The organism is Collinsella sp. TF09-1AT (genome assembly GCF_003436895.1).
In the GTDB taxonomy this organism is placed as follows: Bacteria; Actinomycetota; Coriobacteriia; order Coriobacteriales; family Coriobacteriaceae; genus Collinsella.
Genome location: NZ_QSRC01000006.1, coordinates 47,732 through 73,973 on the forward strand (window position 1 = coordinate 47,732; position 26,242 = coordinate 73,973).

The window sequence follows — 26,242 nt, forward strand, 5'->3', positions numbered from 1 at the left end:
ACGATCGACGGCGGTCCGGATTGTTGGGCCCCGGCCATAATCGACCGCCACGAAGCGTTCATCCGCAGGTGCGTGGCATAGCGCCTAGAACACTAGCTGAGACAAGGACACTATCGCTGGCATAGTGAACATAGACAGAAGGGTGGTAACACAGACTGTTCCACATGCATATCGATAGTCCTTATTATGCTGCTGGGCAAAGATAGCTACATTCGCGCCGGTGGGGGTCGCAGCCGCAATCAGCAGCGCCATCTTAATTGACCCATCACATGGAAAGAGACATAGGAACAGGAGCGAAAGAATCGGAATGACAAGCAGCCTGACCGATGAGACGGCAAACAAGCTTTTCGCCCTCAGGAGCGCCATCAAATCAGACTGAGCAAGATAGATACCGAGAGTCATCATTGCTAGCGGAGTGTTGAGCCCCGAGATATACGAAAGCACTGACTGTGCCAGAGGGACCGTTGGGACACGAAGGATAAAAATCAAGAAACCGCCCAATAAAGCCATGACCATTGGACTTGTCAGGATCGCTTTAGGACTCATACATTTTTTAGACCCCGACAGCAGATACTGCCCGTATGTCCATTGCATGGCATTGAGAAGAGCGATCATGCACGTGATGAAAAACACGGCATCTTTTCCAAGCGCCGCTTCAACAAGGGGTATTCCCACAAATCCAGCATTCGAGAATGCCGCAGCAAAAATGTCGATGGGACGGCCCCTGAACAACAGGCGGGCAACAACGCAAGCGAGCAACAACATCGCCGCCGACAGCATTAAGGTCATTCCCAACTCATACATCCTCTGAAACGAATACTCGATCCAAAATGATTTGAGAATGATTGCGGGAATCACAAGGTTGATGAGCAACTTTCCGAATTCTATTGCAGCCTGCTCGCTCAATATGCCCAAGCGGTTTAGAGCGTAGCCCATTCCCATGAGCAAAAACATGATAAGGACTTGTTGGATGAGAGGTTCAATGATTGACACAATACATGCTCCGTATAATCCTGACCGGTTCATCTACCACGATGGTCTATAGCGCCTGCTATAGCGCGGCACCGACCGCCTGAATGATTCGCGCAACGAACGCATCGGCAACCCCGCGCGGCGTTCGCGAGTTGTAGGTTTCAAAATACTTGCCGTAGTCTTCCTGAGGCACAAGGTAGTTGCAGTACGTGTTCGCATAGCCGATAACAAAGACGTTGTATTGGCTAAACGCCCTCTTAAAATCCAAGCCTAATGTGCTACACGTATCGCATGGCATCGTGATAAAAATGCAGTTACCAATTACCGCAAACTGGCTCGGAAGCTCAAGCTCGATTTTCCCCATCGAGAGCTTAAGTTGTTGCCGCTTAAGGAGAAAGTCTCGCATCGGGCTCGCATCCATAGCCTCTATCCGATTGGTCATCTCGATCCAATCCGGATCTGTTTTTGCATCGTAGACACTCTTCATGCTGATAGAGCCCCAACGCGGAGTATCAACTCTGAGTGCCGCGCGCTCACGCTTGGATTCAATTTGAGCGCAAAGTTCGTTAGCCGTGCGTTCGAGTTCGGCAACTCCCTCCCCTTGCCGATAGAAACGCGTCGACACATCCCCGCACGTTCCGTTGACGCAAAGTACAGGACAGCCATATTTCCTCTCCAAACGCTGCCTGACATGCCCAATCAAATCAGCAGAGAGGACGGCGCTTTTCCCATTAAGGATGGTAGGATGAGCGGACATGAACAGCATTTTTCCAATTGGGCGACCGCCTTGAGCGTCCTCAAACGAGAAAATACTTACCTGTTTATCGGCCGGACCGCCCTGAACATTTCGATTCCCGTACAGTCCCTCGATGCCTAACATCTCCATCGATACGGTCGCCTTCGACCTGGACGCCCATGCAGATACCGCCGCCTCGGTAGCCAAGCCAGTCAAATCACTCGTCAATTCGGTTTCAGGTAACGTGTCCTCGTAGGCAAGCTTAAAATAGCATGGTGCAGAATGGGTATGAATGCATGCGACGACGATATTGCTCGAATCGATGCCCGTTTTTGACGATACGGCGTTCTTGACCGAAAGGGAAAAATCTTTCGACACCATTATTGAATCGAGCTCGATAAGAATAAACGGGACAAGATCAACACAGACAGCGCTAGCGTTGACCTCAATAGGATCAAGAACATCCGTCCAGGCACCTTTTCTGTTGTAGCCGCCCATGCGGCAAGGAGACTGGGGTGTTACGTCAATCTTCGAGATTCCAAACTCTATGTTCATTCCAACTCCAACTCTTCGCGGCACACGCCGCCCAAACATCGGAAATAGAAATACAACAAGAGAAGGGCGTCATGGACGCCCTTCCAATGCGTCCTGCCACACGCAGGCCGTAGAAAACTTAACGCTCGGAAACGGGGCCATTCTCGAGCTCATCCGCCGTAAAGCCCAGGAAATACGTGCCCAAGGCGCTCACAAGGAAGCCTGCACCAGCAGCGATTCCAAAGTTGATGAGATTCTGGGTCCCGCCGCCCGCAAACGCGAGGAACTCCAAGAAGTTAGATGCCGCGCCGGCAGTATAAACCGTGGCTCCGAGAGCGATTGCAAGCGCACCGGCAACAAAGGATCCGATAATCTTCCAGACAAACACGCGGCGATAGCGCAGCATCATGCCGTAGATGAAAGGCTCGCCGACGCCTCCGACAATGTTTGCAACCAAATAGCCGAATGCCATGCTCTTCTCGTCTTTATCGCGCAGCTTGAGCCAGGTCGCCACCTCGCAGCCGAAGGTCGCCCAAAGGCTAACGCCCGTCGCAACCAAAACAAAGCTGTCGGTTCCCACAGTCATATAGTTAGCGATGGCAATCATCGCAACCGCCACATGCATGCCGGTAATAATCATTGGGCACCAAAGACCCGCCAGAATACCTCCTCCGAGGATGGCGGCGATACCACCGGAAGTACCAAGGAACTCAAAACCGGCGGCGAGGGCATTACCGGCCCATGAACCAACAGGGGCGAGAGCGCAGAGAGACACAGGAACAGCGACGACCATGGTAAGGAAAGGCGCGAAAACCGTTGAAAGGGTATCTGGCACATATTTGCGGAAGAAGCGCTCGATATAACTCATCGCCCACACGGACAGAAGAATGGGAAGGACCGTCTTTGTGTAGTTTGCGGCGACGCAGGGAATGCCATAAACGGAGAACTGAGCTCCATCGGTCGCAAGCTGAATCATGGTCGGGTCGATAAGAATGCCGCCCATAAAGGCACCGAGGACAGGCGTTACGCCAATGTTCTTAGCCGCATTATAGCCAAGGTAGATGGGGATAAAATAGAACGCTGCGTCATAAACCATGTTCATCAGAACATAAAGGTCGCTTGTGTCGGACAGCACGCCCGCCATCGTAGGTCCCAGCACCACCGCTACGGTCTTGAACAGGCCAGCACACATTAGGACGGGGATCATAGGCACCATGGAGCTTGACAGGTAGTTGAGGATGTTATTGCCAATAACCTTAGGTGTGAGCTTCTGCTTAGGAGCATCAAGGTTCTCGTCGATGGCGTCCTGCTTGGCAAAGCCGCCGATCTTGCAGAGCTCGTCATAAACCTTGGGCACGTTTTGGCCCACGATTACCTGGAACTGCCCTCCGGAGATTTGAGCACCCAACACACCGCCAATCTTCTTCACTTCTTTGATATCGGGGGCATCGATATCTTTGAGGTTAAAACGCAGGCGCGTCATACAGTGCGCAACAAACGTCACGTTCTCCTTGCCACCGACGGCCTCGAGCACGTCCGCTGCGATTTTCTTATTGTCAGTCATAGCTGAACTCCCTTGCTTTTCTGTCTTCCCGTTTGCGCACACGCGAAGAACCGATTACGGCAGGCCTGACACGAGGCAAATCGAGAAAAGCAAGAAGAAGACAAAAACAGAAGAGCCCCAAAGCACAAAGCGGACAGGGAACTGTCTACGTCATGCTTCGGGGCTCTTCTCGAATAACACCTTATGTGACTATGAAACTACATCCAACAGTTGCTTTTACGAAAGTCGAAACCGGCCAACGGTCAAATTTCAGCGGCGAGCGGTCGATTAGGACCTAGATCCCGCGCAGACGCGATTGACGTGGAGCATCAGGTAGACCTTCTCTTCATCGGCGAGCCCGACGTCAAAGCGCTCTTCGATAAGCGCGGCCATGCGGTCGACGCACACGGCCACGTCGGGATGCTGCTCGCAGAGCGGTCCGTAAAGCGCGCCGTTCTCCGTGTTGAGGGGCTCTCCTGTCTGCACGCGTTCTAACAGGTAGCGCACGTGCGTGGCATAACGGCAAAAGTCAAAGCCGTCGCGGTCCACGCAAACCCCCAGCTCGGATTCGATAATCTTGGTGAAGCTCTCGAGCATCACCTCGTCCTTACGCACCGTATTGGATTTGGCCTTTGAAGACGAGGCGACCACGCTGTTGACGATACAGAGCGCGATACCGCTCGCCTCCCCCCGCGGCATCTTGACGTTGAAGCCGCGATTGATGCCCTCGATCGCGAACTTGGCGATCTTGTACTCAATGGGGTACATCTGCTGCACATCATAGGAGAGCGGCATCTGCACAAACATATGCTCGCGGCAGCGTTTGATGGCAAAGGCGATATGGTCAGCCATGGTAAAGGGAAGGTTTGCCGAGAGCTCGCGCGAGATGTTGGAGCGAGCGATATCGGCAATCTGGGCGGAGAACTCCATCACCTGAGGATCGATCTCGTCGAGCAGCGCTAGGTAGCGCGAGTCGACACCGTAGAAGGTTCGCTCGATCTTATCGAGTGTGGCCTCATCGGGGCCATTGGGAAACCCGATACCGCGGCCAATTGCCACGAGTTCACGGCCCTTGGCGTTTACGCAGATAACCGTATTGTTGTTGATCCGCTTAAGGATTTTCATGACGCTCCCTACCCGGCGCAAGCAACAGCGCCGCGAGCCCGATTATTCCACGGGATATCAAATCCGGTCAACCTTCCTTTCGACATCCGAACGATTCGCCCCGTCTTCATTCGATCAGCCTGAGGAGAAGTTTCGCGCTTTGGTGAGTTGATGGTGTTGCGGGCGAATCCATCTCCGGTTCACACCGACTGGGTACCCTGAGGGCTGAACAACCTGTCGCAGCACTAAACGAACCGGGAGGACCCCGTATGACGACTGAATATACCGACGCGCCGCGCACGCGCGTCATGACGCCGGCATCGCTCAACAACGGCGTGCACGAGAACCATTCCATCGGACAGACCATGGCCATCGCGCCCAAAAAGGGCCTGTTCGACGACATTTCCATTCCCCAGATCATCGCCGGCGCCGCAGCTGCCGCCACGAGCGTGGCGCTTGCTTCAAAGATCGGCATTGCCGGCTCGGTGATTGGTGCCGCTGTGAGCTCAGTCATCACTGTTGTGTCCTCGCAGGTCTATCGCCACTTTATCTCCGCCAGCGCCGAAGCAATCAAGGGCACGCATGCCGTTGTCGACTACCCTACCGGCGCCTACGAGCCCGTTGAGCCCAATGTCGAGGAGCACCTAGGTGGCGCCGCAACCACGCAGGAGATGCGCCAGGTTGCGGGACGCGCGACCACGGCGCGCGTCGCTCCCAACAGCCTGCGCGCCAAGGCGGCGGCTGAGCGCAGCCAGACGCAAAAGAAGGTCATCATCTTCTCGATCGCTATCGCCATCGTCGCGGTCATCGCCTGCGCCGGCGCCATCCTTATCACCACTGCCGGTGAGGGTCTGGGCGAGCGTCCCGAGCCGATCCTTTCGTCGCGCACGACCGAGAGCGATGCAAATGGCAACACCCAGTCGCAGGATCAGCAGGCACAGACGGACGATACGCAAGACAGTTCTACCTCTGCCAATTCGTCCTCGAACACCCAAAACCAATCGCAGGGCACCGATTCCTCTTCGGCCAACAGCAGCACGCCGTCCGGCACGACCGACTCAAGCCAAACGACTGACGGTTCACAGCCGAGCACGGGCGGCCAGACGAGCGACAGTACTTCGGGAACGGGCGCAGCAGACAGCAGCAACACCAACAGCTCGAACAGCTCGAGCGGAACCGCGTCCGGCACGGCATCCGACAACTCGAGCCAAGGCACGGCATCGGGCAACTAAGCACATTTGCCTCTCATAGATAACCGACCTGTATAACGGGCGCGAATCGACAGCGGTTCGCGCCCGTTTGCCTTGGGCGCCGCCATGGCGAACGCTATGCGATGGTAAGATGCTTTACATGTGTAAAGAGGAGATTTGCCATGAGCAAGACAATAGTTAGGCCCACGCTTTCGCTGGGCAACCACATCTATCTGTATCGACTGCTACGCGATGCGATTGGATGCGGCAAGCAAACGTTTATGACGCAGGTCGAGGAGGCACTCGCCGCGGGCGATATGACGGCCTACGACCTGGGCTTTGAGTCCACGCGCGAGTTGCTCGAGGAGCTTGACGACTGCATTAAGCTGACCGTCTTTAAGGGCGGTCGCCTGTATGCCACGGTCATCGCAAACGAGGCCTGGGATGTCGCACTTGCCAAGGGCGAGGACAAGCCCAAGGCAGTCAAGGGCGCCAAGCAGTCCTACAAAAAGAAAAAGCGCGGTGAGAAGGACCTCAAGGCCGTGCGCCCCAAGCACGTAAAGCGCACCGAGCCAGAAGCCATGGTTGAAGCCGTGCCGGAACCCGAGCCCGAGACAGAGATCGAAGTCGCTATCGAGGTGACGGCAGAAGCCGAAACCGAAATCGCCACCACAACTGATTCCGAAGCCATGTCTGATCAGGAAGCCACTGTTGAGCTCAACGAGACTCCCACGTCGACAATCGAAGAGACGGCTGGCCAACCCGAGGCGCCCGTGTTCCAGAATAGCGATGTCTTTGGCGACAATGCCGAGGACGGTCAGTCTGACGAGCCCGCAGATCAAAACGCTACCGAGGCGACACCGGAGCCCGAGACGCCGCAGCCCGCCATCTCGCTCACGGTCGTCTATGACCCCGAGAACGCCAACGCAGGTATCACCACCATGGCTTCCACGCCGGTTGAGACAAAGCCGAGCGTCGAGCATGAGAACGCTCCGCAAGTCGAGGTCGACACCATGCCCACAGATGCACCCGCTACCGTCGAGTCCACAGATTCCGCGGCGATGCCGAAAGCGGACCCCGAACCCGTGTCCGCTGCCGAACCCGCGTCCGCGCCCGGGATGGCGCCCGTCGATGGGCGGGCCCCTGCACCGGCCACGCCACCAGCCCCCGCACCCACAGCACCGACCATCCCCGAGGACTTCCCCATCGATATCGCAACCGAGGTCTTCTGCCCCGGTCCGTTGCTGCACCAGCTGTCGACCTATCTCCCCTACGGCGCCGATACCCTCGGCATTGTCGGCGAGTACTACTGGATCGCCCGCGAGCGCGGCACCATCGACGTCGCGCGCAACCGAGCGAGTTTCCCGCTGCGCTACACGCAGGACGGCGAACGCCGCGAGGTTACCGTACGCATCCGCCGCAACACCACCGGCGGTCTCGGAGCCGCCTGGACCATCGATAAAATCGAAGAACCCGAGCAGTAACGACAAACGGCTCAAATCCAAATCAGGATTTGAGCCGTTTAATTGTGCCAATCAGGCCGCACTCAGCTGCAAATGGACACAATACCCATGCGCTTATTTACGAATGAGCGCATATCCCTCAAAGGGGCGAAGCGCCTGCAGGTCCTCAACATCCCCATACGAGTGCAGCAGCACGTCCCACTCCCCTTGAGCCAGCAGTTCCCGGACTTCCGGGCCCACTTCGCTCATACCATCGAAGAAATTGGCAACCACAAGCATCGATCCAGGCACGGACATGTCTTCGATCGTCGCCACCGACGCATCATAGGGCTCTCCGACAGGAAGATTGCCAAATCGCCCATACGCGAGCACGGGCGCACTGTCCGCGTCAACAAAACGGACCTTGCCCGTCGCCACCACAGGCAACTCGTGCCGCAGCTCATTCACCTGACGATAGAACTCAAAAATAGAATTCGAAACGCCCACTTCGAGCTCCGCCGTTATCTCATCTTGGCTACAATCCTTCGCATCGCGAGCCATCGGAACCCAAGGCTCAGCGATCGAAAAACCATGGTGCACCTCGCCATTCCACTGCATAGGCAGGCGGCCGTTATCGCGCGAATGCATGTTGATGATCGCGAGCGCCTCTTCGGGTGCCTTTCCCTGCTCGAGCAAGATGCGGTAATAGTTGCGGCTCTCGACATCGTTGAACTCTTCGATGCTCGTAAAGTGTGCGTTGGTCGAGCCCAGCTCGTCACCTTGATAGATATAGGGCGTGCCGCGCAACAGGTCCATAAAGAGCGCGAGCATCTTTGCCGCGGGAATGCGCAGGGAACCGTCGGTCCCAAAACGCGAAAGGGCACGTGGCTGGTCGTGATTGTCCCAGAACACGGCATTCCAACCACCGCCCGCCTGCATACCCTCCTGCCAGGCGGCAAGAGTCTTTTGCAACAGCGCGAAGTCAGGAGCCTTGTTTACCCACTTCCTCCCGTTCTCAAAATCGACCTTAAGATGATGGAAGTTGAAGGTCATAGCGAGCTCGTGGTTTTGAGGCTGCGTATATCGAATGCAAGCCTCAAGGCCCGTCGAATTCATCTCTCCGACCGTCATCATGCCCTCGATGCCGCCCTCACGCACCAGCTCCTGGATGTAGCTGTCCACACGCGCACCGTCCGTGTAAAAGCGGCGACCATCGCCCTCGTAGTCGTCTTCCCATGAATCTGGCTTATCGATTAGATTGATTACGTCGAAGCGAAAGCCGTCAACGCCCTTCTCGCGCCAAAAACGCAAGACATCGGCAACCTCATGCCTCACTTCAGGATTTTTCCAGTTGAGGTCGGGTTGGCCCGGATCGAATAGGTGCAGGTACCATTTGCCAACATGAGGTTCCCAGGTCCAGGCGGGACCGCCAAACTTCGAATCCCAGTTGCAGGGAGGTTCGCGCGGTATCCCCTCTTCAAAAATAAAGTAGTCCTGGTAGCGCTTGTCGCCCGCGATGGCGCGCTGAAACCACTCATGCTCGCTCGAAACATGGTTAAATACCATGTCGAGCATAAGGCCGATGCCGCGCGCATGCGCCTCGCGCGAAAGCTCTTCGAACTCCTCCATGGTTCCAAATCGCGGATCGATGCTTCGGTAATCGGCCACGTCGTAGCCGTTGTCCTTTTGCGGCGAGACAAAAAATGGGGTTATCCAGAGGTAATCGATACCAAGCTGCTTGAGGTAATCGAGCTTTTGCGTGATGCCGGGCAGATCGCCCCAACCGTCACCATTAGAATCGTTAAAGCTCTTGGGATAGATTTGGTACACGACCTTATTGCTGATATCAAGCATCGCTCGTCCTCCCTCCAACAGGAAATGTGAAATACGCGAGCACCGCTGACGAACAAAGCCGCCGCGGCGCTCGTAGGGTTACTGCTCGTAGGGTTACTTATCCTGAGCGGCCAACTCCGCGCAAATCTCGGCGGCACTGGCCTCGGCCTCCTCGCGAATGCCTTTCTTGGAGCCCACGATAACCGTTAGAACAAAAGGAACGACCAGCACGATGAGCATACAAACCGCAAACATCGCCCAGCTGTCAGGCTGCATCGAAAGGATTCCCGGCAGGCCACCGACGCCAACAGCGTTTGCGGTGCAGTTTGTCACCACGCTCAAAAGACCAGCAAGGGAGGAGCCGATCATGGCACACACAAACGGGAACGTGTACTTAAGGTTGACGCCGAACATGGCAGGCTCGGTAACACCCAGGTAGCAAGAGATGATGGCGGGGATATTTACCTGCTGGTCACGATCGTTGGAACGCTGCAGGTACGCCATGCCCAATACAGCCGAGCCTTGTGCGATATTGGAAAGCGCGATCATAGGCCAAAGCATAGTGCCACCAAAATCGGCAATCAGCTGCAGGTCGATGGCGTTAGACATGTGGTGCAGGCCGGTAATAACCAGCGGCGCATAAAACGCACCAAAGAGAGCGCCGAACAGGGCGCGGAACGGGCCGGTGATGCCGGCGTAAATGATGGCGGAGACACCGCTACCGAGCCACCAGCCAATGGGTCCAAGGACAAAGTGGGCGGCCATGACGGCAAGCAGCAGGCTGCAGAATGGAACGACGATCATCGAGACGACCTCGGGCGTGATCTTGCGGAAGAAACGCTCCAAGAAGCCAAGTGTAACTGCGGCGAGAATCGCGGGGATGACCTGCGCCTGATAGCCGATCATATTGACCTGGGCAAAGCCAAAGTCCCACTGCGGAATCTGATCAGCCGGCGTGCCGGCAACGGAATAGGCGTTAAGAAGCTGCCCGGAGATAAGCGTCAAACCCAAAACGATACCGAGCATAGGCGTGCCACCCATCTTTTTGGTGACCGACCAACAGATGCCTACTGGAATGCCAGTATGGAAGACCGCCTCGCCAATCAACCATAAAAAGCTGTCGACGCCAGCCCAAAATTGACTCAGCTGCACGAGCGTCTGCGTACCGTCGCCAAACACATACAAAGAATCGATGCAATTGCGGAAACCGAGAATGAGGCCGCCGACGATAACAGCGGGAATGATGGGTGCAAATACCTCGGCGATAACCGTCATGGCGCGCTGAATGGGACTCTGGTTTTGGACGGCGGCAGCCTTGGCTGCGTCCTTGCTCACGCCCTCGATTCCGGCGATCTCAGTAAACTCCGAATAGTAGGCTTTGACGTCGTTACCAATTATGACCTGGAACTGCCCAGCCTGCGTAAAGCTGCCCTTGGTATAGGGAAGCGCCTCGATACCCGGCACGTCGGCCTTCGATTCATCGTTGAGGACAAACCTCATACGCGTCATACAGTGGCTCACAGCGGCAATATTGTCCTTGCCTCCCACCAGCTCGAGCAGCTTGGTCGCGTCGTCCGCATACTTACCCATGCGTTCCTCCTTCTGCGCTTTTCAACAGAACACTGTAGGTGGCCCACCCGCCTTTAAATGACAACTTATTTGAATAAGTTGTTTGACAGCAACTAGTTTAGCCAGATTGGTTCTACGTTTCTTGACTTATTTGAATAAGTTGCTGAACGGTCGATTTTTCACTGCGAACGGAGAGCATCGGATTCGAACGGTATACTGAAATACAACTTATTTAAATGATTCAAAGGACAGCTATGAAGGCCATCTGGCAAGGCATCTACACCGATATCAAAGGCGACATTCTTGAGGGAACGTATCCTTTTCAGTCGTTTCTCCCCTCCGAGGCCCAACTCGTCCAAAAATACGAGTGCTCGCACAACACACTTCGACGCGCCCTCACGGCTCTCGCCGACGAGGGGTTGGTGCAGCCGATCCATGGCAAGGGTGTCCGCGTCATCTGGCGCCCGCGAAGCCGCGCCCTCTTTGAAGTTGGCGGCATCGAGACATACGACGAATCCATCAGGCGCCTGGAGCTTGATTCCGAAACAAAGGTGACGCTCTTTGAGCAAGTCAAAGCCACCGAAAAGGCAGCCCACAGAACAGGGTTTGAAATCGGGTCAGATCTCATTCATCTCGAGCGCGTTCGTTCCATAGCCGGTTGCCCAGTCATTCACGATGAAAGCTATTTTTTGGCAAGCGACGTACAGGGGCTCGATGCCGATAAGGCCTCAAGCTCCATTTATCGATATCTCGAGCAGGACCTTGGCCTTAAGATTGCCCAAAGCCGTCGCGAAATAACCGTCGAACCCGCCACCAAGCGCGACTATGAGCTGTTGGACCTTCCCGAAGGCTGCTACATGGCCGTTATGTCCAACCAAGTCTTTACCGCCGCCGGAGAAATGTTCGAATACACCTGTTCGCGACACCGCCCCGACTACTTTGTCTTTCATGACATCGCTCGACGCAAGTAGCAGCGAAAAACGGCTCAAATCCAAACCCGGATTTGAGCCGTTATTACTACGCATCTGCGATGTTACGTAACCAAACCAGCAATAAACCTAGTCACGCGTCAGCTTGCGGTGGATGCGATGCGGCTGAGCTGCGTCCTCGCCCAGGCGCTCGATGCGGTTGGCCTGATAGGCCTCGAAGTTGCCCTCGAACCAATACCAGTTGCCCGGATTCTCGTCGGTGCCCTCCCACGCCAGAATGTGCGTGGCGACGCGGTCCAGGAACATACGGTCGTGGCTAATGACCACCGAGCAGCCCGGGAACTCGAGCAGCGCTGCCTCGAGCGAGGACAGCGTCTCGACGTCGAGGTCGTTCGTGGGCTCGTCGAGGAGCAGCAGGTTGCCGCCCTGCTTGAGCGTAAGCGCCAAGTTCAGACGATTGCGCTCGCCACCGGAGAGCACACCGGCGCGCTTCTGCTGGTCCTGGCCCTTAAAGCCAAAACTCGCCACATAAGCGCGGCTCGGAACCTCGGTCTCGCCGACCATCATGTGGTCCAGGCCGTCCGAGACGACCTCCCATAGGTTCTTATCGGGATCGATGCCGGAACGGTTCTGGTCGACGTAGGAAATCTTGACGGTCTCGCCCACCTCGAGCTCGCCCGAAGTCAGCGGCTCCAGACCCACAATCGTCTTGAACAGCGTGGTCTTACCGACGCCGTTGGGGCCGATCACACCCACGATGCCGTTGCGCGGCAGGGTGAACGAAAGATCGTCGATGAGCACGCGGCCGTCGAACTCTTTGTGCAGGTGATGGGCCTCGAGCACCTTGTTGCCCAGACGCGGACCCACAGGGATGCGGATGTCGGTCCAGTCGAGCTTCTGGCTTGCGCGGGCCTCGGCCTCCATCTCCTCGTAGCGAGCCAGACGGGCCTTGTTCTTGGCCTGGCGGGCCTTGGGCGAGCTGCGCACCCACTCGAGCTCGGCCTCCATGCGCTTGGCGAGCTTGGCATCGCGGTTGCCCTGAGCCTCGATACGCGCGGCCTTGGTCTCCAGATACGTGGAGTAGTTGCCCTTGTAGGGGTAGAGGTGGCCGCGGTCGACCTCGCAGATCCACTCGGCGACGTTATCCAGGAAGTAGCGGTCATGCGTGACGGCAAGCACAGCGCCCTGATAGTTATGCAGGAAGTGCTCGAGCCACAGGATCGACTCGGCGTCCAGGTGGTTCGTGGGCTCGTCAAGCAGCAGCAGGTCGGGAGCCTCGAGCAGCAGCTTGCACAGGGCCACGCGGCGGCGCTCGCCGCCGGAAAGCACGTTAACCGGCATGTCAGAATCGGGCAGCTGCAGGGCGTCCATGGCCTGGCCGAGCTTGGAATCGATATCCCAACCGTCGGCGGCGTCGATCTCGTCCTGGAGCTTGCCCATCTCGGCCATGAGGGCGTCCATGTCGCAATCCGGGTCGCACATCTCCTCGCCGATCTTGTTGAAGCGATCGACTTTGGCGATCATGTCACCAAACGCCATGCGCACGTTCTCGATGACGGTCTTGTCGTCGTCGAGCGGCGGCTCCTGCTGCAGGATTCCTACGGTGTAGCCGGGGGTGAGCCTGGCATCGCCGTTGGAAACTTCCTCGATGCCAGCCATAATCTTGAGCAGGGTCGACTTGCCCATGCCGTTGGGGCCCACGACGCCGATCTTGGCACCGGGATAGAAGCTCAGGGTCACGTCGTCAAGGATCACCTTGTCGCCATGGGCCTTGCGAGCCTGATACATGCTGTAAATGAACTCAGCCAATGTCCGTTTCTCCTTATCTAGCTGCGGAAATCTTCTCCCCCTGTCCGTTTTGGAAAAGCGGGGGGCAATCCGCGCGTTCTAATAAAAGGGGGCATGGTCGCCCACACCCCCTAATACTACCTGGGAAAAGTCCCCCGGAACAAAATATGAACTGCGTACGCTAGTTTTCCGCAACCTTAGCGAACAGCCCGCTGAGACTTGCGCCACAGCAGATACGAGTAGACGTAGGCAGCTCCGGCCAATCCAAACGCCAGCACCGCGATCACTGTGGCGACGACTTCACTCGATAGCACGCTGCCCGCTACACCCATCACAATCAGACCAACGCCCAGCACCATAAAGCAGGCGCCACCAAAACGCTGTGTACGGCGCCAGTTCTCGGGGTCGGCAAGCGCCCAAGGCGTCTTGATGCCCAGCGTGTAGTTTTGCTTCACACGCGGCAGGTAGTTGCCCATTCCAATAAAGAGCAAACCGATAGCGCCCGATACCAGCAAATTGACCGTGCCAGCAGCAGGCACCACACCCCATACGGTAAGCTCCCCCAGCCAGCTTATGGCACACATGGCCAGCGTGAAGGCGATTACGAAACCCTGATAGAACTTGCCCGAAGTCCGATACGCCTCGCCCTTGGGGTCGATGCGCGGCACCACGTAGAACACCGCCAAAAGCACCAGCGGCAGTGCGCCGAGCGCAGAGGCCATCCAACTGGGACCCCAACCGTTAACGGCGCCGCTCGCTCCCCAGTGCGCGGGAATCTGCGCAGGCAAGCTCGGCATCACCATAAGGTGTGCCGCGACATTGGCAACGCACAGCACCACGAGCACGGCCCACACGCGCGGCGATACCCCCGTGGCGTGAATGCCCTTGTTTTCGTTATTCATCCTTACCACCTTCAGTGTTTCTAAAGCTCATAAACCAGCCAATCAAGTCCTGCATGACAGTGGTGTTTAAGCTGTATACGATGTTTTGACCATGACGCTCGTCGGTCACCAACCCAGCGTTTTTAAGCGTCGCCAAATGATGGCTCAATGACGGTTTGCTGATGTCAAAATGCTCGGCAAGCTCTCCGGCCGTACAATTGCCCTCGCGCAACAGTTCCAAAATGTGACGCCGTGTAGGATCGGCCAGCGCTTTAAAACCCTCTCCCGGCATAGGACCTCCTCTCAGTATTTCGTTCGACGCGCACACTATACTCAATATTTAGATATTTGTCTAACTATCTAATCTTATACTCAAAAAAATAGCTGCCCCCGCGTAATGCGAAGACGGCCACTTCTCACGCTACAAACGTGTTTGGGAGTTGGCCAACCCGCGGCAACGGGTGCCACCTGCTTCATCTTATGCGAATCCCGGTCTCGTTTCAACAAACCCCTAGGGCTCAAATGGAATCGCGATAATACCTATAATGGCGATAGCCAAAACACGACCCGCTTCCCCATCGGAGGATATCTATGACCGAAACCGCAGCTGCAGCTCCCGTCGAGACACGCGACACCAAGCTCGAGATTATCATGGGCCGCGAGGCGCTCGATAAACTCGCCAACGCCACGGTGCTGGTGCTTGGCTGCGGCGGCGTGGGCTCCAACTGCTGCGAGGCACTTGCCCGTGGCGGCATCGGTCATTTTGTGATCTTGGACAAGGACATCATCGCGCCCAGCAACATCAACCGCCAGGCTATCGCCTTTCACAGCACCATCGGCAAGCGCAAAGTGGATGTAATGGAAGCCATGATCAACGACATCAACCCCGCCGCCGCTGTCATCAAACGTACCGAATACCTGTTGAGCGACAACATCGATGAGTTCTTCGCAAGTGTTTTGGAGCAGACGGACGGCAAGCTCGACTACGTCGTCGACGCCATCGACACCATCTCGGCCAAGCTCACCATTGCCAAATATGCTCAGGACCACGACATTCATTTGGTTAGCTCCATGGGCGGGGCCAACAAGCTCCACCCCGAATGCCTGCGTTTTGCCGACATTTTTGACACCGTGCGCGACCCTATGAGCCGCATCATGCGCAAAGAGTGCAAAAAGCGTGGCATCAAGAGCCTTCGCGTGTTGTTTAGCTGCGAGGAATCGGTTAAGACACAGCCTCGCGACCCTTCCAACATCCACGAGCGTACCGAGCTGGGAACCGCGAGCTTTATGCCGCCCATCATGGGCCAGATGATCGCCGGCGAGGTTATCCGCCAGATCAGTGGACGCGGCACCGAGCGTGTGCGCGCCGACGGCCAACGCCTGGACTAGCGGAGTGCGCCGAGATGGAGCCCCGGTTATTTGATGCACACTGCCATCTTGATTTGATGGCTCACCCGGACGCCGTTGCCGATGAGGCAACGGCGCTGGGCTTGGGTCTATTTGATTGCGGCGTCGATCCACGCGACTTCGCTAGCGCACATGGGCGAACCCGTCGCCCTCCTACCGTCATCAAGGGTATCGGCCTCCATCCCTGGTGGCTCGCCGACGGGCGATGCGGCAACGCAGAAATTGACCTGCTCTGTCAAATTGCCGTCCAAGAGCGCTACATCGGCGAAGTCGGACTCGACCTTTCCGCGCGCTTTGCTGGAAGTGAGCCGCTACAAATACAGGCATTTGACCGACTCTGCGATGCGCTCGTGCAGCATCCTCTTACCGGGCGCGTAATATCAATTCACGCCGTTCGTTCGGCAGGAGCCGTACTGGACGTCCTCGAATCGCATGGACTACTCATCCCAAACTCCAACTCCCCCGCTATCATCTTCCACTGGTTTAGCGGCACTTCGGACGAACTCGCCCGCGCGCGTAATGCGGGCTGTAATTTTTCCGTCAACGAACGCATGCTTGCGTCTAAACGTGGACGCGAATATGCCCGGCAGATTCCACTCGATCGTTTACTGCTCGAGACCGATGCGCCGGCCGAGCCAAACGCAGAAACAAGCGCGCAATCGCTCATCAAATCGCTCACAAGAACCTCAGAACGCATCGCCTCGCTCAAAGACTGTGACGCAAAGCGCATCGAGTCGGCAGTTTTAGCAAATGCGCACTCTGTTTTTGACCTTCGCTAACCCCTGTGGGAAAAAATGCCAAGGGACATGCGAATCGCACCACGCAGTCCCTATTGGAAGGCAGTACAATTCGGCAGCATTACACCAATTCATGCATGAGATCACGGTTGCGCGCATACAATTCGTCAAAGATATGGCGGCGCGACGCATATAACTCGCGGGCAGCCATATCGGGCACGATTGTTTGCGCAACGCCAAGGACTTGGGCGAGCTCATCCCATGATGCATGGGCGCCACCTGCGAGAGCTGCCATGATGGCATCACCGAAGCATGCGCCCACTGTAACCTTGGCAACCGAGACCTCGCGCCCACATACGTCGGCGATAGCTTGCATCCAAACTGGATTCTTGGTTCCACCTCCGACAAGCATAATGCGCCCAATTGGCAGCCCATGCTCTCGCTCGATAATGTCGACATGGGATGCAACGGTATACGCGACGCCTTCCAAGGCGGCGCGAACCATATGGGCTCGCGTATGCCTTCCGGTCAGGCCAAAGAAGACGCCGCGTGCCTCGGGACCGTTGAGCGGAGTACGCTCCCCCGTAAAGTACGGCAGACACAGGAGCCCATCGGCACCCGGCGCCACATCGGCGGCATCATGCGCCATAACCGAATATGCATCGGGGCCACCGTGGCCCTCGGCCTCTACGGCGTCGCAATACAGCTCTTGGCGCAGCTACGATGCGAGCACACCCGCCGTATTGGTCCCCGCGCAGATCCCGTAAGTTCCGGGAATGATAAACGTCCCTGACCACAGGCGGGCATCATCGACCATATGATCAGCTAAGTAGATGAAATACGCCGTGCTCCCCAACTGAACCATCATATCGCCGGGACGGAATACACCCGTCGAAATGGCCTCGGCACCAGAGTCGCCCGTTCCCACTAAGACAGGTGTCCCCGCCGCGAGCCCCGTCGCCTCAGCCGCACGCTGCGACGCTCGCGGACCTCATCGGCAAGCTCGCCCGAAGCGCCACGACCGGCAGCCGAACCGCCGACGACCATCGCATCCGGTAGGCAATTAAGGAGAAGTGAATCGGCAACGTCCACAGTCGAGCGGTCGTTGAGATACCCCCCATTACAGTCTGAAATAGGCCATCGATAAATTTCGATGGCGAGCATTCGGCGCATTGCCTACGATACGGGCAAGCCCCGAGGGGCCGCCGATCGGGCGCCTCCGGATGGCCGTCTGCCCCTGCCCCGTAGAGGGCCCGGGGGGTGTTGCCACCGGGGGCGCTCGCCGCTCCGGACGACTGATAGGAAACTGCCGGGCGCAAGCGCCACGGCCAGGTAATGTGGGTGTCGCGGGGAGGGGTTCCGATCGGCCTACCGATTGGAGGATACCACCGTGGCACCAATTAGAATGCCGGAAGCCGTCATCGGGCTCGATGTCGGGAAATCGTCCCACTGGGCATGCGTCGCGACTCGAGATGGCGAGGTGCTGTTGAGCACCCCCGTCGCGAACAGGGAGGACGACCTGGACTCGCTGTTCGGCCGCTTCCCCGATGCGCTCGTGGTCGTCGACCAGTCGCGCAACATAGGCGCCCTCGCGCTCGCCCGCGCCAGGGCGGCCGGGATGTCGGCGGCGTACCTGCCGGGACTCGCGGCGCACGGGGCCGCCAGGCTCTTCGCCGGCGACGCCAAGACCGACGAGCGAGACGCGATGGTCATCGCGAAGACGGCGCTCGGCATCCCCGACGCGCTCCTGCCGGTCGGAGACCCAGGTCCGACAATTGCGGCGGCGAGGGCGCTGGCCGCCCAGAGGAACTTCCTGACCTGCGAGAACACTAGGAATAAGAACCGGCTGCGCAGCATCCTGCTGGAATCGTGCCCCGCCTTCGAGGCACTGGTCGACCTGTCCGACGGGTGCCAGCTGAGGCTCATGGCATCCCTCGGCGGGGCCTGGTCGGTAGCCGACGCCGGGCCCCGCAGGGCGGCGGCGCTCACGCGTGGGGCGGCGCGCGGTAAGATCGAGGCCCTCGTCCGCTCGACAACCTCCTCGACAAGGCCGGATGCGTCGGTCGTCGCCGCCGAGGACCGGGCGGTGAAACTGCTCGCGCGCAGGATATCCGAGAACTCGGCGGAGATCGAGGCGATCACGGCGGAGATCTCCGCCCTGCTCGAGGGCGACGATACCTACCGATGCCTCCTGACGGTGCCGGGCATCGGGCCCAAAACCGCTTCCGAGCTTGCGATCTCCATCGACATCGAAGACTTCCCCAGTCACGACAGGCTCGCGTCGTACTGCGGCCTGGCGCCGCGCAACCGCCAGTCGGGAACCTCGATCTCCTCGGTGACGGCATCGCGCCAAGGCAACAAGAGGCTGAAGAACCTGCTCATATTCTCATGCAACTGCCTTACCCGGACAGAGGGGAGATGGGGCGACTACTACACCAGGTGCCGAGAGCGGGGCATGTCGCACGGCAAGGCGCTCAAGGCGCTGGCGCGAAAGAGACTGAAGGTCATCTACGCGGTCATGCGAGACAGGGTGCCTTACGCAGCCTAGCCGAAACGCACCGAGCAGACTGAAGCCCACCGGCCTAATGGCTTGGCGTCAGCATGCCGCGATCCGGTCGCACGGAGAGCATTTCCCAGTTGACAAAACTATAGGAACACCCCCCGCTCGTGATGAAGTGAAAAAGCTTAAGGTCGTCCAAGCGCAGCGCCGCCTTGCGACGCATGTTGTTAGCATAATCTCGGTTAATCAGCCCGAGATCACCGGCCCAGGCACCGCAAAAAATGCAGCGCGTGAACTGCGCTTGGCGGCCTCCACGACCCGCGATACGATTCCACCCGGATAATACAACGGATCACCTGACAGAGGACGCAGACTAAACTGAAGGGACTGACCCCGGAGGAGTTCCGGAGCCAGTCCCTTGCGGCGTAGTTCTTATTTAAGCCGTCCAAGTTTTGGGGTGCAGCTCATTATTGCAGGAACGTTATTCCCCCAGCACCTCGACGTACACTTTTCGCTTCTGCGGACCGTCAAACTCCGCAAGATAGATGTTCTGGGCACCTCCGCACACGATGTGGCCATCTTGGACGGGAAAGAAGCAACTGTTTCCACAAATCATGCTCTTGATATGCCCACAGGAGTTGTTGCCGGTGGCTCCATAGCTCGGCAGGAAATGTGCATGCGCATAGGGAGCATCGAGTGGGGCGATGCGATCAAGCGTCTCCATAAGATCCGTCTCCACGCAGGGCAGCCCCTCGTTTACCACGATTCCACAGGTCGTATGCGACAAAATAATCGCTGCCAAGCCATTCGTCACCGAGCTGCGCTCGATGGCAGCGTGCACGTCTTCGGTAATATCGATGAACTGGTCCGGAGCAGTCGATAGATAGCTCAATGTCTCGAGCGTCACCATGTTCACTCATCCCCTTCAAGAAAACGCAGGGCATTACCCCAGTAGAGCCTTTCTCGCGCATCATCGCGCATGGACACGGTATCGAGCGCCCGCTTGAGTTTGAACGCACGGAAGCGCGGCGTATTGCTGGCGAACATCACTTGATGCGATAGCGCACGCTCATACCACAGCGGCCCCATATCGACCGTGAAAAGACGCTGCATCATCTCCTCGGGCGAATCGATGTAAGTGATAGAGGTGTCCGTGTAGCAGTTGGGATACTTGAGCAGCATCGCCACGGTCTCGCGCACCCAGGGCCAGCCAAAGTGTGTCAAACTAAAACGCACATTTGGATGCGTTGCGATTGTGTGCTCAAATGCAAGCGGGTTACTGCGCGAGAGCTCTGCACCCGGTTCCCAAGACATACCGGCATGGAAAACCACCGGTTTGTTATAGCGCTCGCACAGCTCGTAAAGCGGCTCGGCCGCGGCATCATCGGGGGCAAAACCTTGCTTTGCCGGATGCAGGCAAAGCCCCTTTGCCCTCAACTCGGTAAAGGCGCGCTCCAATTCGTCTGCGGCACCGCTCACCTGCGGATCTACGCTCGCAAATCCCCACAGACGATCGGGATGCGCGGCAACCAGCATGGCAATCTGGTCATTGGTGCCAAAATGCCCTCCGCATGCCGTGGTTACATCGAGCGGCATGAGCACGCTCTTCTGCACATCGCAGACGTCCATCTCGACTTGAAGCTCATCCCAATCCATGGGGCCCATATGCCCCATACCAAATTCTCGTGACCAAAAACCGAATCCATCGGGCTCATCACCCGGCGTACAGATCTCGCCGTAGAGCATGGGCTGAACCAACATGTCGATAACCATTTCGTACTCCTTTCCAGGCATTTGACCCTAGTACGGCTCAAAAGAGCCGATGACGCGGGAGGACAGCTCAGCGCCCGCCTTCATACACGCCGGAATATCAAGGCCATCGATCACGCCCTTGGTAAACCCGGCAATATACGAGTCGCCGGCACCCACGGTATTAACGACCTTCTCCGCCGGTACGATCCCGCACTCATAGAAGCGCTCACCGTCATAGGCAATGCTTCCCTTCTCGCCAAGCGTGGCAACCGCAACGCGCGGTCCCAATCCCTGCACGTGACGTACCCAGTCTCGTAGCTCCGGAGTGTCCTCTTCAAACGACATGAACGCATAGTCAACGTAGGGAAAATGATTCTCGCAGGCATATTCGGGATCCCGGCTGAACACCGAGAAGTCCATAACCACCGTCTTGCCCGCATCATGCCATTCGGGCAGGAGGTCCAAACAATTGCCAAACAGGTCGGTGTGAATGATGTCATGTTCTAGGATAAACGCCCGGTCATCTTCATTCGGTCGATATGTCTCCATAACACCATCGATTGCTTCGAGATGCACACGATCGACGCCGTCTTTCAATGCCATGAGCATCACCGAAGTGTCGCCATCCTCCACCCGCAGGTGTGAGATATCGAACCCCTCAGCGGCCAGCGCCTCCCTCATCTTGTCTCCGTACTCGTCCTTGCCGACAACCGACACGGCGGATACCGAAACGCCCATTCGTGCAAGATGGATACCCCAGTCAATGCCGTTACCAGTCGGATAGAACACGCCGATGTTTTGATAGACGTCCGCGCAGCAAAAACCAGCCGCACACGCTTTAATACCCATACTCTTCTCCAATGTTCAAAAGGGGACCCACCACATAACGAGCCCCCCTTTTTGCGTTTCGCTTATTGTTTTGCATCGGCTGTCCAAGGCCTCATAGCCAGACCGCCGTACGCTTTCTTAAGCTATTCGACGATTGGTGCTCCGTGGCCCCAAGAGCCTTCCATGCCGCACACGGTCGAGGCAAACCCGGCAGCAAAATCGAGCGCGCGCTCGATGGCCTCGGCGCCATCCTCACCACGCTTGGCGGAATCGAGATAGCACATCAAAAATGAGGTGAGGAACGAGTCGCCCGCCCCCATGGTGTCCTTCATGTCCGTTACCGGTTTAGCCAGCTGGCGGTAATAACGCTCGCCGTCGTAAGCAATGCAGCCCTCGGCACCCGCCGTAGCCGACACAAAACGCGGACCCAGGCCCTTCACCCATGCCAGACGCTCGCGAATCTCGTCCTCACTCGCGGCATCCGCCGCACTAAAGAAAGCAAAATCGACGTAGGGCGCAATCTGCTCGTAGTACTCGTCGGTGGAGTCGTCCGAAAAGTCAAAAGAGACCGTGACGCCCGCAGCCTTCAACTTGGGCAGCTCGCGCTCGGTAAAGCAATAGTTGCCCGAATGAACCACATCGAACTGCTTCATGTACGAAAGGTCAAAGCGATCGAGGACATAGCGCGCATCGCCACGGATACCGCCCTCGTTGGAGCCGAGGAAGACACGGTCACCGTCAACGACGGTCACGCGAGCCGCTCCGTTCTCGCCAATCATCTGCTCGCACTTGTCAAGTTCGATACCCTCATCCTCGAGGCTTGCAATGACATGCTCGGCAGCGGCGTCATTGCCAAAAATGCCCATGTATGCGGAGCGTGCGGCACCGCATTTCTTGGCATAAACGGCGAAGTTCACCGCGTTGCCGCCAGGATACATGGTGTGGATATGCTCGTAGCGATCGACGACGTTGTCGCCAAATCCGAGCGCGTTAACGTTAAATGCCATGGTATTTACCCCTCTAGTACTCGACGACGCCCATGTAGCGACGGAAATCGGGATCATGGTCAAACACCTTGCCGCGTGCGGCACGCAGCTCGCAGTTCATGGCGTAGAACAGCACCGGGTCCAGATAGGCACGGACGCTCGCCGGCACGGCTTCCATACCGTACTCCTTGGCATCGAGCACCATCAGCGTATCGGTATGCGTCTTAAGGAACGCCAGGGCGCGCTCGTCCATAGCACGGCACTCGCTGGAGCCCATCTGCAGGAAGTAAAAAACGCCATCCTGAGTAGCCTCGAAGGGGCCATGGAAGTACTCGGCAGAGTGGATGTAGCTGCAGTGCTGCCACTGCATCTCCATAAGAGAGCAGATAGCGAAACCGTAGGTCTGGCTAAAGTTGGGACCGCTGCCCAGAATATAGAAGAACTCATGCTCCTGGCAAAGCTTGGCAAAACGATCGCCCAGCTCGGCATTAACCTTCTCGCGTGCCGGGGGAAGAATCTTATCCATCTCGGCGATACCGGCATACATATCGGCAAGATCGGCGTAGCCCTCCTGCTGATCGAGCAGCTCTGCCGCAAGCGACAGCGAAATGCCAGCGGGGACCTCGGCCTGCGGCACACCCTCGCCCCACGGGTAGACCCACGTGGTCCACTTGCCGGAGTCAATCTTGGATCCAGCGTTGTCGGTCTGGGCGATTACCGTAGCGCCGGCAGCAAGGGCAATCTCACAGCCCTCGACGACCTCGGGGGTGTTGCCACTGTGGCTGCAAGCAATGACCAGGGATTTCTCACCCAAGCGGCGTGGGCGCATGATATCAAACTCGCGAGCCGTATAGATATACGAAGTGAAGGTGGTTGCCTCGCGCTGCAGAAGCTCATGAGCCGGGATCAAATCGATCATGGAACCACCGCAAGCAATCCAGTAGACGCTGTCAAACTTGCCCTTCTCGGCAATTGCCTCTTTGATCAGATCGTGTGCGTTCATATCCAGTTCCTTTCTTGTTTAGTCCGCAATCAATGACGTTGACTGCGTGGCCGATAGTTGTTTTAGTCAATCAGATATTTCTCGAATGCGGCCATGTTCTTGGCATCTGCCGCCGCCGGGTCATCGTAGTAACGGCCATCCGTGATTTCCTGGCCCAGCATGCCGTCGAAACCATGGGCGTTGAGTGTGGCGACGAAGGCGTCCATATCGTGCTTGCCATCGCCCCACACCAGATGGCCATACGGGTCGCCGTCGATAAAGTGCATCTCGTGAATTGCCCCATCACCAAAGGCGGCAAACCAGTCCTCAAGCGTCTCGCCTGCAACGCCCATCGCGGTTGTATCAACCATGGGCTGTAAGTACGGGCTCGCGACCTCGTCAATCATGCGCTTCGCATCGGAAACCGTCGTCACAAGGTTGCTCTCCTCGGGACGCAGGCTTTCCATCGTAAGCACCAGACCGTGCTCGCCGGCATACTCCGCCAGAATGGACAAGTGCTCGCGGCTGCGCTTCCAGGCTTCCTCGCGGTCCTCGTCCCAGTCGCCCCAGCCCGAGTTGACGGACATACGGTCGCACCCAAGTACCTCGGCAAGCTCAATGCCGTGCTTAAAGTACGCCAGGCTGCGCTGTTCATGCAGCGGTTTGCGTGCGCAGTACTGCCAAGGATAGACAACATTCTCGGGACACAGAGTACGATACCTAAGCCCACGGTCTGCAGCTTTTTTCGCCAGGACCTCAGCCTCAAAGTAGCCCGTATGGTCGAGTGTCACATGCGGCTCCGCACACCACAGCTCAATGGACTCAAAGCCCAAACGCTGCTGCACATCAAGGAAGTAATCGAGCGACCACATGATGTAGTGGATATTCATGCCCGCAATCTGTTCGCGGCGCAGCGTCGGCTTGGATTCAGACATCTTATGCCTCCCTATTTCTATCGAACACGATTTGTCCGTCCGACATCGTCATATCAACCGCAAGATTGCGTGCGTCGTGATAATCGAGGTCGAACACATCCCGATCGAGCACGCAGATATCGGCAAGCTTGCCGACCTCGAGCGTACCCAGCTCGTCTTCGCGCATCAGATCGTACGCGCCGCCGGCAGTCCAAGCGCGCAAGAGCTCGACAAGTGTCAGCGCGTTGGCCTCATTCACGGGCAGTCCATCGTCGAAGTATCCGCCGCACGCGCTGTAGATTGACTCGCCCAGGCTCGGAATCAGCAGCGGCAAATCCGTACCACAGCACACCGTGCATCCGGAATCTTCCATGCCGCGGCGATTCCAGCTGTGCAAAAGTCGCGTCTCGCCAATTTGTCGACACATCATCGACAGGCAATCCTCGCGCCGGTCCAGCGTCAAAATCTGCGGATAGACCTCGCAAATTCCACCTAACTTGCCAAACTCGACAAGATCGGTCGGATCAGAGTTCTCGAGATCGGTAATCGCATGGCGGCGAAGCAACCGTCCATGCTCGTCTCGAGGCAGCGAGGCATAGAGCGCCACGGTGCGACGAACGGCGCCATCGCCCTGGCAATGCAAGGAATATCGGAAGCCGTCAGCATCAATTGCGCGCAGCTCGTTCTCAATCAGATCCCACTCGGGCTCCTCGACAACCGTCTTGCCGGCAGCGCCCGCATCGGCCGTGTCCTCATAGGGGTCAATCATCTCGGCAAGCCCCGCCCATACGCCGCGATCGGTCATACGGTTGAAGCCAGAAAAACGAACGAACGGACCCCGGAAGCGCTCTCGTGCCTCGCGAGCATATGACAGATTTGCACCGGCACCCACCGGCTGCGACATCATAGAGACGCGAACCGTCAGCTCACCAGATTCCTCACGGCGAGCCATTTCGTCGGCAAAACCGTAGTAGTCATCAAACGCCATCTCCTTGATGGCGGTAACGCCGCGCTCGTTAAGCATGCCCATGTAGTCCGAATACCCCGCACGTACCTCGGGCAGCGAGAGGAAATCGCTCATCATGCGCCAGATCTTCTCGGCATAACACGCCTGGGGTGTGAAGCCGTATCGCGCACTGGCGGCAGCATTGAGAACGCAGGTCTCCGCACCCGGTGTAAAGCAGACGACAGGGATATCGCCAAAACAATCGTCAAACACAGCTGCCGTATTTGCGTTCTCGGCATCCGATGCCAACGTTTCGGGCAGGTTGTGGCCAAAAGCCGCCGCGCAATCCGGATGATCTTCTTTCCATGCACGCAAGAGCGACACGGCCTCTTTGGCATCAGCGATGCCGGACAGATCAGACCCCAACGTCCGCAGCGCCCAGCCTGTATAGAAGGTATGCACATCGATCAGGCCAGGCATGACAGTGCGGTCGCCCAGGTCAACTACCTCGTCCGCCTGGGTCAAATACGAAGCTACCTCACACTTGGTGCCAACCGCCTCAATTCGATTGTCACGGACCGCTACGAAACCTTCAAACGGCAGGTCCCCCGTACCGGTAAAGACGCTCTTAGACGTCAGGACCGTCAAACGATCGGACATTATAATCAC

General features: G+C 57.4%; 23 protein-coding genes and 1 pseudogene. 7 read left to right on the forward strand and 17 right to left on the reverse strand.

The annotated features are described in order from the left end of the window. Positions 1–84: 84 nt before the first annotated feature. The 4 genes from DXC90_RS06530 to DXC90_RS06545 form a co-directional block, all read right to left on the reverse strand. Positions 85–993: an AEC family transporter gene (locus DXC90_RS06530; RefSeq protein WP_158550234.1), complete on the reverse strand. Its 909-nt coding sequence runs from the start codon at positions 991–993 to the stop codon at positions 85–87. Between the two features lie 58 nt (positions 994–1,051). Continuing rightward, the gene (locus tag DXC90_RS06535) at positions 1,052–2,263 is read right to left on the reverse strand and encodes a hypothetical protein (RefSeq protein WP_117735276.1); all 1,212 of its coding nucleotides are present in this window, start codon (positions 2,261–2,263) and stop codon (positions 1,052–1,054) included. Between the two features lie 118 nt (positions 2,264–2,381). Further along, positions 2,382–3,806, reverse strand: a complete 1,425-nt coding sequence (locus tag DXC90_RS06540) for a PTS transporter subunit EIIC (RefSeq protein WP_117735277.1) — start codon at positions 3,804–3,806, stop codon at positions 2,382–2,384. Positions 3,807–4,073: 267 nt separating this feature from the next. Continuing rightward, positions 4,074–4,910 carry a PRD domain-containing protein gene (locus DXC90_RS06545; protein ID WP_117735278.1) on the reverse strand — a complete coding sequence of 279 codons (837 nt, stop codon included), beginning with the start codon at positions 4,908–4,910 and terminating at the stop codon, positions 4,074–4,076. A gap of 248 nt (positions 4,911–5,158) precedes the next feature. Here DXC90_RS06545 and DXC90_RS06550 point away from each other — a divergent pair, with 248 nt between their 5' ends. Together DXC90_RS06550 and DXC90_RS06555 are read left to right on the forward strand one after the other, a co-directional pair. Then, on the forward strand, positions 5,159–6,121 hold the full coding sequence (locus DXC90_RS06550; RefSeq protein ID WP_117735279.1) for a hypothetical protein: 963 nt from the start codon (positions 5,159–5,161) through the stop codon (positions 6,119–6,121). Positions 6,122–6,261: 140 nt separating this feature from the next. Further along, the gene (locus DXC90_RS06555; RefSeq protein ID WP_117735280.1) at positions 6,262–7,563 is read left to right on the forward strand and encodes a hypothetical protein; all 1,302 of its coding nucleotides are present in this window, start codon (positions 6,262–6,264) and stop codon (positions 7,561–7,563) included. A gap of 93 nt (positions 7,564–7,656) precedes the next feature. Here DXC90_RS06555 and DXC90_RS06560 read toward each other — a convergent pair whose 3' ends face one another. Together DXC90_RS06560 and treP are read right to left on the reverse strand one after the other, a co-directional pair. Further along, entirely contained in the window at positions 7,657–9,375 is a 1,719-nt protein-coding gene (locus DXC90_RS06560; RefSeq protein WP_117735281.1) for an alpha,alpha-phosphotrehalase, read from the reverse strand. Positions 9,376–9,468: 93 nt separating this feature from the next. Beyond that, positions 9,469–10,944 carry a PTS system trehalose-specific EIIBC component gene (gene treP, locus DXC90_RS06565; protein WP_117735282.1) on the reverse strand — a complete coding sequence of 492 codons (1,476 nt, stop codon included), beginning with the start codon at positions 10,942–10,944 and terminating at the stop codon, positions 9,469–9,471. A gap of 233 nt (positions 10,945–11,177) precedes the next feature. On the opposite strand from treP, the gene DXC90_RS06570 reads away from it, so the two are divergent. Beyond that, complete coding sequence (locus DXC90_RS06570) at positions 11,178–11,894, forward strand: UTRA domain-containing protein (protein WP_117735283.1); 717 nt, start codon at positions 11,178–11,180, stop codon at positions 11,892–11,894. Between the two features lie 87 nt (positions 11,895–11,981). Here DXC90_RS06570 and ettA read toward each other — a convergent pair whose 3' ends face one another. The 3 genes from ettA to DXC90_RS06585 form a co-directional block, all read right to left on the reverse strand. After that, positions 11,982–13,661, reverse strand: coding sequence for an energy-dependent translational throttle protein EttA (gene ettA, locus DXC90_RS06575; protein WP_117735284.1), 1,680 nt, complete (start codon positions 13,659–13,661; stop codon positions 11,982–11,984). 176 nt (positions 13,662–13,837) lie between these two features. Beyond that, on the reverse strand, positions 13,838–14,542 hold the full coding sequence (locus DXC90_RS06580; protein ID WP_117735285.1) for an SdpI family protein: 705 nt from the start codon (positions 14,540–14,542) through the stop codon (positions 13,838–13,840). Further along, a complete protein-coding gene (locus DXC90_RS06585; RefSeq protein WP_117735286.1) occupies positions 14,535–14,813 on the reverse strand; it encodes an autorepressor SdpR family transcription factor in 279 nt (92 codons plus the stop codon). Before DXC90_RS06585 ends, DXC90_RS06580 begins: the two co-directional genes overlap by 8 nt. A gap of 299 nt (positions 14,814–15,112) precedes the next feature. On the opposite strand from DXC90_RS06585, the gene DXC90_RS06590 reads away from it, so the two are divergent. Next, positions 15,113–15,910: a ThiF family adenylyltransferase gene (locus DXC90_RS06590; protein ID WP_117735287.1), complete on the forward strand. Its 798-nt coding sequence runs from the start codon at positions 15,113–15,115 to the stop codon at positions 15,908–15,910. Between the two features lie 14 nt (positions 15,911–15,924). Next, a complete protein-coding gene (locus DXC90_RS06595) occupies positions 15,925–16,707 on the forward strand; it encodes a TatD family hydrolase (RefSeq protein ID WP_117735288.1) in 783 nt (260 codons plus the stop codon). 79 nt (positions 16,708–16,786) lie between these two features. Here DXC90_RS06595 and DXC90_RS09760 read toward each other — a convergent pair whose 3' ends face one another. Continuing rightward, the gene (locus tag DXC90_RS09760) at positions 16,787–17,383 is read right to left on the reverse strand and encodes an FGGY-family carbohydrate kinase (protein ID WP_370446338.1); all 597 of its coding nucleotides are present in this window, start codon (positions 17,381–17,383) and stop codon (positions 16,787–16,789) included. Between the two features lie 672 nt (positions 17,384–18,055). Between DXC90_RS09760 and DXC90_RS06605 the strand changes: the two genes are divergently transcribed. Both DXC90_RS06605 and DXC90_RS09870 read left to right on the forward strand, forming a co-directional pair. Then, positions 18,056–19,213 carry an IS110 family transposase gene (locus tag DXC90_RS06605; RefSeq protein ID WP_233502230.1) on the forward strand — a complete coding sequence of 386 codons (1,158 nt, stop codon included), beginning with the start codon at positions 18,056–18,058 and terminating at the stop codon, positions 19,211–19,213. Between the two features lie 315 nt (positions 19,214–19,528). Then, a pseudogene (locus DXC90_RS09870) lies at positions 19,529–19,594 on the forward strand (IS3 family transposase); the annotation flags it as partial. Positions 19,595–19,646: 52 nt separating this feature from the next. Here the strand turns inward: DXC90_RS09870 and DXC90_RS06610 are convergent. From DXC90_RS06610 to DXC90_RS06640, 7 genes are all read right to left on the reverse strand, one after another. Then, a complete protein-coding gene (locus DXC90_RS06610; RefSeq protein WP_117735290.1) occupies positions 19,647–20,075 on the reverse strand; it encodes a secondary thiamine-phosphate synthase enzyme YjbQ in 429 nt (142 codons plus the stop codon). 2 nt (positions 20,076–20,077) lie between these two features. After that, positions 20,078–20,938, reverse strand: coding sequence for an amidohydrolase family protein (locus DXC90_RS06615; RefSeq protein ID WP_233502231.1), 861 nt, complete (start codon positions 20,936–20,938; stop codon positions 20,078–20,080). A gap of 27 nt (positions 20,939–20,965) precedes the next feature. Next, positions 20,966–21,766, reverse strand: coding sequence for a fructoselysine 6-kinase (gene frlD / locus DXC90_RS06620; protein ID WP_117735292.1), 801 nt, complete (start codon positions 21,764–21,766; stop codon positions 20,966–20,968). 122 nt (positions 21,767–21,888) lie between these two features. Then, positions 21,889–22,752, reverse strand: coding sequence for a PfkB family carbohydrate kinase (locus tag DXC90_RS06625; protein ID WP_035138847.1), 864 nt, complete (start codon positions 22,750–22,752; stop codon positions 21,889–21,891). 13 nt (positions 22,753–22,765) lie between these two features. Then, the gene (locus DXC90_RS06630) at positions 22,766–23,734 is read right to left on the reverse strand and encodes an SIS domain-containing protein (RefSeq protein ID WP_022094440.1); all 969 of its coding nucleotides are present in this window, start codon (positions 23,732–23,734) and stop codon (positions 22,766–22,768) included. A gap of 62 nt (positions 23,735–23,796) precedes the next feature. Next, positions 23,797–24,648 (reverse strand): sugar phosphate isomerase/epimerase, encoded by an 852-nt coding sequence (locus DXC90_RS06635; protein WP_117629752.1) that lies wholly within the window; start codon positions 24,646–24,648, stop codon positions 23,797–23,799. 1 nt (position 24,649) lies between these two features. After that, positions 24,650–26,233 carry an amidohydrolase gene (locus tag DXC90_RS06640; protein WP_117735293.1) on the reverse strand — a complete coding sequence of 528 codons (1,584 nt, stop codon included), beginning with the start codon at positions 26,231–26,233 and terminating at the stop codon, positions 24,650–24,652. Positions 26,234–26,242: the final 9 nt, after the last annotated feature.